An 11,808-nucleotide genomic window follows, 5' to 3' on the forward strand; every position below is an offset into this window, starting at 1 on the left:
ATCGCGGCAGACGCCGAGCGCGCATGCTCGGCCTTCGCGTCTCCGTCCCGCCCGGCCCAAACAAACGCGTATCGCCGGATCGCGGTTCCTTATGCCGAGCGAGCGACATATGCGGCGGATTAACAGAGGTTACTTGCGCCGACAGACCGCGAATGTGATCAGGCTGTGACGGAGCCGTCGCGCCGGATCGGCTGCGGCCGGCCATCGTCGTCGATCGACACGTAGGTGAAGTTGCCGTCGGTGACGAGGATCGGCTGCTCCTCCTTCCGGCGCAGCACCCAGGCTTCGAGACGCACCGTCATCGAGGTGCGGCCGACGCGGACGAGATGCGCATAGACCGAAACGAGATCGCCGACATACACCGCCTTGCGGAAGTTCATCGCCTCGATCGCGACCGTCACCGTGCGCGACTTCGCGACCTTGGCGGCGTACACGCCGCCGCCGACGTCCATCTGGCTGAGCAGCCAGCCGCCGAAGATGTCGCCATTGGCATTGGTGTCGGCCGGCATCGCCAGGGTGCGGATGCAGAGATCGCCGCGGGGCTCGGTCGGCGCGGACAGCGCGGCATGGACGGTCGCTTCGGTCACGTCGGGTGGTCTCCAATTGCAGCAGCGTTCAAGAGGCGCAAGTCCGTCAGTCCGGCCTCGCCATTTCGAACATCGCCTCCTGCATGATCTCGAAATAGTCGCCGCGACGCCCGGCACGGACGATCGGATGCGCCAGCGCCGTCTGGTAGACGCCATCCTTGATCAGCGTCTTGTCGATATGCACGCCGACCACCTCGCCGAGCGTCAGCCAGGCCTGCGCCTTGGCACCGTCGGCGCCCTGCAGCTGGATGATCTGCGTCACCTTGCACTCGAACGCGACAGGGCTTTCGCCGACGCGCGGCACGTTGACGAACTTGCAAGCTACCGGCGTCACGCCCGCAAGCTTGAACTCGTCGACCTCGCGCGCGACATGCGCGGCGGTCGCATTCATCTGCGTCGCCAGGCCGCGCGTCACCAGGTTCCAGACGAACTCGCCGGTGTCCTGGATGTTGGCGACCGAGTCCTTCCACTGCGTCGAGGAGAAGCCGATGATCGGCGGCGTGTAGTTGAAGGCGTTGAAAAAGCTGTACGGCGCAAGGTTGACGTGACCGTCCGGATCACGCGACGAGATCCAGCCGATCGGACGCGGCGCGACGATGGCGTTGAAGGGATCGTGGCGCAGGCCGTGGCCGTTCTTCGGTTCGTAGAAATGCAGATCCCGTTCGGTCACGCCGTCGTCCCTTCCGTCATTGCGGGGAGCGCAAGCGACGAAGCTTCGCTCGAATGACGGCGAACTTAGCTTGCAGCGCGCCTGGAACCAAGGCCTGACAGCACGAAATCGATCATCTCGTCGATCGTCGGGCCCGGCTTGGTCGCGCATTGCGCGATCATCTGCGGATGGAAGAAGCGCATCATCGCGGTCGTCGCACATTTTGCCGCCAGCGGCAGATCGGTGACCGCGAATTCGCCGGACGCCGCGCCCTGCCCGATCACCCGGCCGATGATTTCGGTGATCAGCAGCATGTGCGCCTCGCAGACGTCCCAGCTCTCCTCCATCGCCACCGCGACCATCTCGTGCAGCTTGCTGTCGCCGACATAGCGCTCGGTGTTCATGCGATGGATCGTGCCGAGCAGCTCGCGCAGCCGCGGCGCCGCCGGGCCGGGCCGCTCCGCGATCATGATGGCGGCCGCCTCGACCTGGGCCATCAGCGTGTGGGCGACCCCCCGGTGGATCGCCTTCTTGGAGTCGAAGAACCGGTAGACATTCGCCGGGCTCATACGGAGCTCCTTGGCGATGTCGGCGACGGTCGTCTTCTGGTAGCCGATCTGTCGAAACAGGCGCTCAGCAACGACGAGAATGCGCTCGTGCGTATCGGATTCGATATGGTCGGAAACCAGGGTCATCATGCCTGCGATCTTGTTGGTCCTTCATTCGGCGGCCTCGGCCAGAGGAAGCGCGGGCCTCGGCACGTCAGTGTGCTGCGCTGCGGAATGATCCGCGTCTTTCGCTCCGCGCTCGTCGAGACTCTTGCGGAACCATAGGGCATACAATCCAGGCAAGTACAGCAGCGTCAGGAAGGTTGCAACGAACAACCCGCCCATGATGGTGATCGCCATCGGGCCCCAGAACGCCGAGCGCGACAGCGGGATCATGGCGAGGATCGCGGCGAGCGCGGTCAGCACCACAGGGCGGGCACGGCGCACCGTGGCCTCGATGATCGCCTCCTTACGGGTCAGGCCATGGGCAACGTCGGTCTCGATCTGATCGACCAGGATCACCGCGTTGCGCATGATCATGCCGGCGAGCGCGATCAGGCCGAGCAGCGCCACGAAGCCGAACGGCGCGTTGGCGACATTGAGCCCGAGCGAGGCGCCGACGATGCCGAGCGGCGCGGTCAGGAACACCAGGATCAGCCGTGAGAAGCTCTGCAGCTGGATCATCAGCAGGGTCAGCATCACGATGACCATCAGCGGAAACAGCACGAAGATCGAGGCATTGCCCTTGGCGGATTCCTCGAACGCACCGCCGGCCTCGATCCGGTAGGCGGGCGCGAGGTGGTTGCGGATATCCTGCAGCTTCGGCGAGATCTGGTTGGTGACATCCGGCGCCTGGACGCCATCCGCCACGTCGGCGCGCACCGTGATCGCCATGTCGCGGTTGCGACGCCACAGGATCGGCTCCTCGTGGGAATACTCGATCTTGGCGATCTGCTGCAGCGGCACGGCCACGCCGTTCTTCGAGGTGATGGTGAGGTCGCCGACATGGGCGAGATCCAGCCGTTCGGACGGCGCCGCACGGGCGACGACGCCGACCTTCTCGATGCCGTCACGGATGGTCGTGACCTGCACGCCGGAGATCAGCATCGCCAGCGACTGCGACACGTCCTGCGGGGTCAGGCCGAGCGCGCGGGCACGATCCTGGTCGACGACCAGCTTGAGGTAGGGCGACTGCTCGTTCCAGTCGAGCTGCGGATCCCTGACATTCGGGTTCTGGCGCATGACGTCGCGCACCTGATGGGCGATCTCGCGTACCTTCGCCGCATCCGGGCCAATGACGCGGAACTGGACCGGGAAGCCGACCGGCGGACCGAAATTGAAGCGATCGACGCGGACGCGCGCTTCGTTCAGCTCGCCATTCGCAGCCGCGGTCTCGATCTTGGCCTTGATGCGCTCGCGCGCGGCGACGTCCTTGGCGACGATCACGATCTCGGCGAAGGCCTCGTTCGGAAGTTGCGGGTTGAGGCCGAGCCAGAACCGCGGCGAGCCCTGCCCGACATAGGCGGTGTAGGTCTCGATGTCCTTGTCGTCCTTGAGCAGCTTCTCTGCTGATTTGGCAGCCTTCTCGGTGACACCGAATGCGGTGCCCTCCGGCAGCCGCAACTGCAGGAACAGCTCGGGGCGTTCCGACAGCGGGAAGAACTGCTGCTGGACGTGGCCGAAGGCCACGATCGATGCCGCGAACACGCCGACCGTCGCAGCGACTGTGGTGATGCGGTGATCGACGCACCAGCGGATCACGCGGCGCAGGCCGCGATACATGCGCGTATCGTAGATCGCGTGCTCATCATGGTCGTGATGAACCTTGATGTCGGGCAGCAGCTTGACGCCGATATAGGGCGTGAAGATCACCGCGACGAACCACGACGCGACCAGCGCGATGGCGACGATCCAGAAGATGCTGCCGGCATATTCGCCGACCGCCGAATTGGCAAAGCCGATCGGCAGGAAGCCGGCGGCCGTGACCAGGGTGCCGGTCAGCATCGGGAACGCGGTGGATTCCCAGGCAAACGACGCGGCGCGCATCCGGTCCCAGCCCTGCTCCATCTTCACCACCATCATCTCGACCGCGATGATGGCATCGTCGACCAGCAGGCCGAGCGCGATGATGAGGGCGCCGAGCGAGATGCGGTGCAGGTTGAGCCCCATGATGTTCATGACGATGAAGACGAGTCCGAGCACCAGCGGCACCGACAGCGCCACCACGATGCCGGTGCGCCATCCCAGCGCCAGGAACGACACGAACAGCACGATCACCAGCGCCTCGACGAACGAGTGCACGAACTCGCTGACGGCGTGCTCGACCACCTTGGGCTGGTCTGCGATCTGCTCGATCTCGATGCCCTGCGGCACCGCCTTCATGAAATCGTCGGCGGCGGCGTGCACCTCCTTGCCGAGCTCCAGGATGTTGGCCTCCTTGGCCGTGACCACGCCGATGCCGAGCGCGGGCTTGCCCTCCTGCCGCACCTTGAAGCTCGGCGGATCGACGTAGCCGTGGGTGACGGTCGCGATGTCGCCGAGCCGGAACACGCGTCCGTTGCTTTCGACCGGCGTCTCCGCCACCGCCTTGGCGCCGTCGAGCGCGCCGGTGACGCGCAGCGGCACGCGCTGCGACGAGGTCTCGACCGTGCCGGCCGGGGTCACATTGTTCTGCTTGGCCAACGAATCGAACAGGGCCTGCGGTGTGATGCCGAGCGTGGCGAGCTTGGCATGGCTGAACTCGACATAGATGCGCTCGTCCTGGGTGCCGTAGAGATTGACCTTGGTGACGCCGGTGACCTTGAGCAGGCGCTGGCGCAGGCCTTCGGCGGTCTTCTTCAATTGCGCATAATCGGCGCCGTCGCCGGTCATCATGAACAAGATGGAATCGACGTCGGAGAACTCGTCATTGACGAACGGCCCGACGATGCCCGACGGCAGCGACGACTGCACGTCGTCGAGCTTCTTGCGGATCAGGTAGAACAGATGCGGCACCTCTGCCGGCGGCGTCGAATCGCGGAAGGTCACCTGCATCGCGGTGAAGGCCGGCTTCGAATAGGTCTGCACCTTCTCGAAGTAAGGCAGCTCCTGCAGCTTCTTCTCGATGGGGTCGGCGACCTGGCTCTGCATCTCGGCCGCCGTCGCGCCCGGCCACATCACCGAGACGTTGACGACCTTGACGGTGAAGAACGGATCTTCGGCACGGCCGAGCTTCTGATAGGAGAAGAAGCCGGCGACGCCGAGCGCGATGATCAGGAACAGCACCAGCGGCGGATGATTGACCGCCCAGGCCGACAGGTTGAACCGCTTCATGGGTGCTCTCCGATGATCCGATATCGCTATTCCAGGCCATTCTCAGTGATCGTCATTGCGAGCGAAGCGACTTGTCCGCCATAGCCCGAAGGGCGACGGTGGAAGCAATCCAGGAATCCTTCCGTGGAAACAGTCTGGATTGCTTCGTCGCTTCGCTCCTCGCAATGACAACCATTACTTTCGTCATTCCGGGGCGATGCGAAGCATCGAACCCGGAATCTCGAGGTTCCGGGTTCGCACTGCGTGCGCCCGGAACGACAGGAGAACTAGAACGTCAGCGCCGACACGACGCGCACCCTCTGGCTGGGATCGATCTTCTGCACGCCGAGCGCCACGACCTTGTCGCCCTCGTCGACGCCTGACGTGACCAGCACATCCTTGCTGTCATAGGCCTTCACCTTCACCGGCTTCAGCGTCACCTCGCCCTTGTCGTTGACGACATAGAGCGACGGATCGCGGCCCTCGCTGAACAGCGCCGACAGCGGCAGCCGCGCGACGCGCGTGGTGGCGGGATCGGCGAGCGTCAAGGTCGCGGTCATACCGAGCGAGACGGCTTCGCCGGCGTCCGGCAGCGAGAACTTGGCGAGATAGGTGCGCGTCGCGGAATCGGCGGTGGGCGCGATCTCGCGCAGCTTCGCCGCATATTTCTTGTCGGCTTCCGACCACAGCGTGACGTAGGCGCTGCCGGTCTTGGCGCGTTCGAGCAGGGTCTCCGGGATCGCGACCACCGCCTCCTTCTCGGCGAAACGCGCGACACGGATCGCCGCCTGGCCGGCGGCAACGACCACGCCTGGCTCGATCATGCTCGCGGTGACGACACCGCGCGCGTCCGCAACCAGCGTCGCGTAGGACAGCGAGTTGCGGGTCAGCTCGACCGAACGTTCGGCACGGTTGAGCCGTGCCCTCGCCTCGTCGGCGGACGCCCTGGCCTGGTCCATCTGAGCATCGGTGGTCCAGCCCTTGGCCCGCAGCTCCTTGGCTCGGGTCTCGGCGGCGGCCGCCTGCGCAAGCACGCCGGTGGCGGCGCGGAATTCGGCTTCGGCCTGCTCGGCCTGGAGCTTCAGGTCGACCTCGTCGAGCGTGGCGAGCGGCTGGCCGACATCGACGGTCTGGCCGACCTCGACCAGGCGCTTGGCGACCTTGCCGGCGACGCGGAAGCCGATATCGGCCTCGATGCGCGGCCTGATGGTGCCGACGAAGCTGCGTTCAGGCGTCTCGGCCTCGTAATGCACGGGGGCGACCAGCACCGGCCGGATCGGCTCGGCTTTCTGGGCGACGGTTTCATTGCACCCGGCCAGGGCGACGGCCATGGTGGCCAGCGCAAGACCAGTCAACAGCTTGGAATAGCTCGCGAAAATCAGGCGGATCAACATGGGGCACCCTCGCTGCAGTTGCGAGGAAGTGTCGAATGTTGAGTGACGATTGTCAATATTCGTCAGTGATCATGACTTCGTGAACATCTGGACATGTTGCCGCAGGTGCTCATTGGCGCGGCAGGCAGGCTCTGAACTGCGTCAATGCCCACCCCCGCCGTCCTTTCGGGGCCGTGCCGGACAACGGTCGAAAGCCGAATGCCGATCACAGCATGCACGTGGGACTCACTCCGCCGGCGCCTGGTCCGCGAATTCGACCCTGCTCTCATGGCCGCCGAAGAACGCGAGCAGCCCGGCGATCAGCGGCAACACCGACAGCGCGAGCAGGCCGTGGGTGGTGGAGCCGGTGGTGTCCTTGATCCAGCCGACCAGATAGGGGCCGCCGAAGCCGGCGAGATTGCCGATCGAGTTGATCAGCGCGATGGCGCCGGCCGCTGCCGTGCCCGACAGCCACGCCGTCGGCAAGGTCCAGAACACGCCGAAGACACAGAACACGCCGATCGCGGCGACCGTCAGCGCGACCATGGTGAGCGTGGGATCGCCGATCACGCTCGAGGCGGCCAGCGCGACAGCGATCAGGATCAGCGGCGCGCCGACATGGATCACGCGCTCGCGCGTCGCATCGGAATGCCGCGCCCACAGGATCATCGCGACGGTGCCGAACGCATAGGGGATCGCGGTGACGAAGCCGGTCTGCACATTGGTCAGTCCGAACGCCTTGACGATCTGCGGCAGCCAGAACTGCATGCCGTAGAGCGCGCCGACGAAGCCGAAATAGATCAGGCTGAGCACGATCACCTTGGGCGACGACAGCGCCTCACCGAGCGTCATGTGTCCGGCGGCCTGCTTCGCCGCCGTTTCGGCCTCGAGCCTTGCCGCGAGCCAGGCCTTCTGCTCCGCCGACAGCCAGGTCGCGTGCTCCGGCCGGTCGGTCAAATAGAACCAGGTGACGACGCCGAGGATGATGGACGGAATTCCCTCGATGATGAACAGCCACTGCCAGCCCTGGAGCCCCATCAGGCCGTGCATGCCGAGCAGCAGGCCGGAGACGGGCGCGCCGATCACGGTCGAAATCGGCACGGCAACCGCGAAGGCGGCGAGGAAGCGCGCGCGATACTGCGCGGGATACCAGTAAGTGAGATAGAGGATGATGCCGGGAAAGAATCCGGCCTCGGCGACGCCGAGCAGGAAGCGCAGCGTGTAGAAGCTCCAGGGGCCGGAGACCACGGCCATCAGCGCCGAGATGATCCCCCAGGTCACCATGATGCGGGCGATCCAGCGGCTGGCGCCGAACTTCTCCAGCGCGAGATTGCTCGGCACCTCGAAGATGAAATAGCCGATGAAGAAGATGCCCGCGCCCCAGGCGAACACCAGCGGCGAGAATTTCAGCTCCGCGTTCATGGTCAGCGCGGCGAAGCCGAGATTGACGCGATCCAGATAGGAGAAGAAATAGGCCAGCACCAGAAAGGGAATCAGCCGCCAGGAGATCGCGCGGATGGTCGCGGCCTCGATGTCGGAGCGGCCAGGTGCGGCCGGAGTGGTGGCGGACGGACTCATCGATCTCCTCCCGGGAGCTTTCTGGACATTGATAGTTGAAGGCGGTGTTGAGCATCAGTCGTGGCAAGTCAATCGGAAAACCTGACATCCCACAGCCCGTCGGCGCATCGCGGGGGCGCGGCGCGCGCATGACGCCCTCGTCGCCCGAGATGCTCACCCGCGCTGACCGGCGCCGGCGCGCAGCACGTGCGCTCGCGACGGCGCTGATCGCGATCGCGCTCGGGGTCGGCCTGCGCTTCCATGGTCTCGGCCTCGGCCTTCCCGCCTTCATCGTCAAGTATGGCGGCTCGGTGCTCTGGGCGACGATGGTCTATCTGCTGCTCGTCGCACTGCTCCCGCTGATGTCGTGGCGGCTGATTGGCGGGCTCGCGATCGCAATCGCCGCCATCGTCGAAGCCTCCAGGCTGATCCACACGCCCTGGCTCGACAGCTTCCGCTTGACCTCGGCCGGCGCGCTGCTGCTCGGACGGATCTTCTCGCTGTGGAACATCGCGGCCTATGTCGTCGGCGTCGTCATCGGCATCTGGATCGACCGATGCGCGACGCGGCCTGCTGCGGCATAGGCCTGTCCACGGCAGGCCGCGATATCAACCGACAGCTCAGATCGGCCCCGCGCCGGCGCGGCCGAAGAAGGCCTTCAGCTCCTCCGCCAGGATGGCAGGCTGTTCTTCCGGAATGTAGTGACCGCACCCGGAGATGATGATGCCCTCGACGTGATCGGCGACCTCCCTGAGCGGCGCGGCCATGTCCACGATCGATCCCTGGTCGGCACCGACGGCCAGCACCGGCGGCTTCAGCTTGCCCCTTTGTTTCAGCTCGCGGTTCTGAAGCGCGGACAGTGCGGCGGCACGATAATAAGCGAGCCCGGCGCGCAAGCCGCCGGCCTTGGTCAGCACGCGGGCGTATTCGTCGAGATCGCTTTCGGAGAACGCCTGGGGATCGGCCCCTTTGCGGCGCAGGAACCACGCGAGATAGTCGCGTTCGCGGCCATGGATCAGCATCTCCGGGAGATCCGCGACGGCGTGGAACGCGAAGTGCCAGGTGCGCCACGCGCGGTCGGGCGCGAACGGCAGCGCCTCGGGCAAGGTGACGCCCGGAATTCCTGCATCGAGCAGGGCCAGACTGCGCACCTCGGCTTCGAACAGGGCCGCATAGGGATAGGCCACCCACGCGCCGATATCATGGGCCACCAGATGATAGCTGGTGACGCCGAGCTGCTGCAGCAGGCGATGCACCGCCGTGGCCAGGGCCTGCGTATCGTAGCCTTCGGCTGGCCGGTCCGAGTCTCCCTGCCCGGGGAGATCCGGCGCGATGACCCGATAGCGCGACCCGAGCAGCGGCATGACCTTGCGCCAGGCAAACCAGCTTTCGGGGAAGCCTGCGAGCAGCACCACCACCTCGCCATCCGGCGGGCCACCGCTGACATAGTGCAGCCTGACACCCTCGACTGTCTCGAAGCGGTGGGTGAATCCCGGCAACGAGGGCTCGGCGCGACAGAACGGCTCAGCCGCGACCAGGCGCGACGGACTTTGGGCAGAGATGGCGTTCGTCAACTCGGGCACGATCATTCTCCTTATTATAGAACAAATGTTTCCTAATTTGACACGATGTCACGCGAACAAGGTCGCGGCTTGATTTGCGACGCTCATCATCTCGCTCTTGGCACGCCCCGTCTTGCCGACCACCCGCAGCCCCTGGATTACACAGAAAAGAGCGCCAGCCACGGCTTCCGCGTCGAGATTCGGCCGGATCGATCCGTCGGATTGTCCGAGCTTGATCAGATCGCACACCAGGCTCTCAACCCGGCGCATCGCCCCGCGGACCTTGGCGGCGGCCTCCGCATCCAAGGTGGCGAGCTCCGCCGCGCTGGTGACGACCATGCAACCGCGCCGGCCCTCGCCGTCACTGGCGGACTCGGCATAGAACTGCAGCAAGGCCCGCAGCTTGTCGCGGCCGCTGTGCTGCGCATCGAGACGTTCGCGCACCTGTCGGTCACGCCGCGCGATGTAGTAATCGAGTGTCGCGAGAAAGATCGCGCGCTTGTCCTGGAACGCCTTGTAGAGACTTCCCGTCGCGAGCTTCATCGCGACGCGTAGCTCGGCCAGCGATGCCGCGTGGTAGCCGCGCTCGCTGAAGACCACCAGCGCCCTGCTCAAGGCGGTATCCATGTCAAACTCGCGCGGCCGGCCAGGCCCACGGCGCTCGACGGCATCCTTCGGAGACTTCATCATGGCCGGATAATAGGAAACGATCATTCCCAATTCAAGCGAAAACGGACCCGTTGCTCCCGGCCTCAATCTCCAAGCTGAAACTTCTGGAACCGGTGCAGCTCATCCTCGATCACCCGCTTCAGCGCCTTGCGCCGCTCGCCACGCGCGGCCTTGCCCTGGCCGACCCAGCTCCATTTCTGCATCAGGAGCTTGCCGTTCTGGCGGTCGGTCTTGAGGTCGAGCGCGGCGACGATCTCGTCGCCGACCAGGACGGGCAGCGCGAAATAGCCGAACAGGCGCTTGTCCTTCGGGACATAGGCCTCGAAGCGATGATCGTAGTCGAAGATCGCCTGCGTCCGCTTGCGCTGGATGATCAGCGGATCGAACGGCGACAGAATGTGCACGCGCGCCGGATCGATCTCGATCGGCGCTGCCAATGCAGCAGGCGTGATCCAGTGCTCCTGCTTGCCGGCGCCCTCCGCCGTCACCGGCAGCAGCTCGCCGCGCCGGACCCTGGCATCGATGACCCGGCGCACCGCGGCCTTGCTTGGCGCATTGAGATGGCAGAGCGAATCGAGGCTGACGACGCCTTGGGCGCGCAGGCCGCGGTCGAGCAGATAGGCTGCGATCTCGCGATCATTGGCGCCCTTCGGCAGCCGTTCCCAGCCGAAATGCCGGGTGGTGAGGTCGTAGGTCTTGAGCATGCCGTCGCGGCCCGACACCGTCAGCACGCCCTCGTAGAAGCCGAGCTGCAGCGCGCGCTTCGACGGCTTGCGGCTGGCCCAGGCGTGGTCCTTCTCGCGCAGAACGTCGTCGTCGATGTCGCGGATCGTCAGCGCGCCGCCTTGGCGGATCAGCCGCATGACCTTGCGCGTATCCTCAGGCTTCACGGTCGTGAGCCAGCGATGGCCCTCGCGGCGGTGGCGGCGCATCGCCGGAACGAAGTAGCGGAGGTCCTGCACCGGAATATAGGACAGCGCGTGGGTCCAATATTCGAAGACGGTCTTGTCGGTGCTCTGCGCCTGCCTGAGATCGGCGCGGCGATAGGCGGGAATGCGGCTGAACAGGATGTGGTGATGGCAGCGCTCGATGACGTTGATGGTGTCGATCTGCACATAGCCGAGATGGGCAATGGCGGCGGCGACCGCCTCGGGGCCCGCGCCGAACGGCGCCTCGGCATCGAGCCGCTGCGCGCGCAGCCAGATGCGGCGCGCCTGCGGCTTGGGGAGCGGGATGGGCGTGGAAACGGCGGGCATGCCGCGCAATGGTGCGAGATTCGCCCCCGCTCCCGCAACGGCAAATCAGGCCGGCGAGATCCCCTAGCGGAACCTCAAGGCTTGGACTTGTCCGGAATGCTGCCGGTGGCGATCTCGGCCTTGCAGCTGGCGCGGCCGGGATCCGGCGCACGGCACTTGTAGATGCGGCCGGTCAGGCGGTCGACCAGCCAGGCCGTATCCTCGGAGGGACTTTCCAGGCCGACATAGCGGTTGCCGACCGCAGTGATCAGCGTCGACAGCAGGATCGATGCCGCAATGATGCCAGCTCCGATCAGCGTCGACATGGAACCCACTG

11 protein-coding genes are annotated in these 11,808 nt (G+C 65.5%); 1 reads left to right on the plus strand and 10 read right to left on the minus strand.

Features of this window, described 5'->3' with window-relative positions; all coding sequences use genetic code 11:
- Nucleotides 1-158: 158 nt before the first annotated feature.
- The 6 genes from ACQR0U_RS24030 to ACQR0U_RS24055 form a co-directional block, all read right to left on the minus strand.
- The gene (locus ACQR0U_RS24030; protein ID WP_315717345.1) at nt 159-587 is read right to left on the minus strand and encodes an acyl-CoA thioesterase; all 429 of its coding nucleotides are present in this window, start codon (nt 585-587) and stop codon (nt 159-161) included.
- A 46-nt stretch (nt 588-633) separates the two neighbouring features.
- Nucleotides 634-1,257: a flavin reductase family protein gene (locus tag ACQR0U_RS24035; protein WP_315717346.1), complete on the minus strand. Its 624-nt coding sequence runs from the start codon at nt 1,255-1,257 to the stop codon at nt 634-636.
- Nucleotides 1,258-1,322: 65 nt separating this feature from the next.
- Entirely contained in the window at nt 1,323-1,934 is a 612-nt protein-coding gene (locus tag ACQR0U_RS24040) for a TetR/AcrR family transcriptional regulator (RefSeq protein ID WP_315717347.1), read from the minus strand.
- Between the two features lie 21 nt (nt 1,935-1,955).
- A complete protein-coding gene (locus ACQR0U_RS24045) occupies nt 1,956-5,096 on the minus strand; it encodes an efflux RND transporter permease subunit (RefSeq protein WP_315717348.1) in 3,141 nt (1,046 codons plus the stop codon).
- Between the two features lie 266 nt (nt 5,097-5,362).
- On the minus strand, nt 5,363-6,469 hold the full coding sequence (locus tag ACQR0U_RS24050; RefSeq protein WP_434842908.1) for an efflux RND transporter periplasmic adaptor subunit: 1,107 nt from the start codon (nt 6,467-6,469) through the stop codon (nt 5,363-5,365).
- Between the two features lie 225 nt (nt 6,470-6,694).
- Entirely contained in the window at nt 6,695-8,026 is a 1,332-nt protein-coding gene (locus tag ACQR0U_RS24055) for an MFS transporter (protein ID WP_434872292.1), read from the minus strand.
- A 128-nt stretch (nt 8,027-8,154) separates the two neighbouring features.
- On the opposite strand from ACQR0U_RS24055, the gene ACQR0U_RS24060 reads away from it, so the two are divergent.
- Nucleotides 8,155-8,589, plus strand: a complete 435-nt coding sequence (locus ACQR0U_RS24060) for a DUF2809 domain-containing protein (RefSeq protein ID WP_434872293.1) — start codon at nt 8,155-8,157, stop codon at nt 8,587-8,589.
- Nucleotides 8,590-8,625: 36 nt separating this feature from the next.
- On the opposite strand, the gene ACQR0U_RS24065 is transcribed toward ACQR0U_RS24060, so the two are convergent.
- The 4 genes from ACQR0U_RS24065 to ACQR0U_RS24080 form a co-directional block, all read right to left on the minus strand.
- Nucleotides 8,626-9,588, minus strand: coding sequence for an alpha/beta fold hydrolase (locus ACQR0U_RS24065; RefSeq protein ID WP_434872294.1), 963 nt, complete (start codon nt 9,586-9,588; stop codon nt 8,626-8,628).
- Nucleotides 9,589-9,636: 48 nt separating this feature from the next.
- Entirely contained in the window at nt 9,637-10,194 is a 558-nt protein-coding gene (locus tag ACQR0U_RS24070; RefSeq protein WP_315717353.1) for a TetR/AcrR family transcriptional regulator, read from the minus strand.
- Nucleotides 10,195-10,319: 125 nt separating this feature from the next.
- Complete coding sequence (locus ACQR0U_RS24075) at nt 10,320-11,492, minus strand: winged helix-turn-helix domain-containing protein (RefSeq protein ID WP_315717354.1); 1,173 nt, start codon at nt 11,490-11,492, stop codon at nt 10,320-10,322.
- A 74-nt stretch (nt 11,493-11,566) separates the two neighbouring features.
- Nucleotides 11,567-11,797 carry a hypothetical protein gene (locus ACQR0U_RS24080; RefSeq protein WP_315717355.1) on the minus strand — a complete coding sequence of 77 codons (231 nt, stop codon included), beginning with the start codon at nt 11,795-11,797 and terminating at the stop codon, nt 11,567-11,569.
- Nucleotides 11,798-11,808: the final 11 nt, after the last annotated feature.

This window comes from Bradyrhizobium sp. HKCCYLRH3097 (assembly GCF_051167875.1).
In the GTDB taxonomy this organism is placed as follows: domain Bacteria; phylum Pseudomonadota; class Alphaproteobacteria; order Rhizobiales; family Xanthobacteraceae; genus Bradyrhizobium.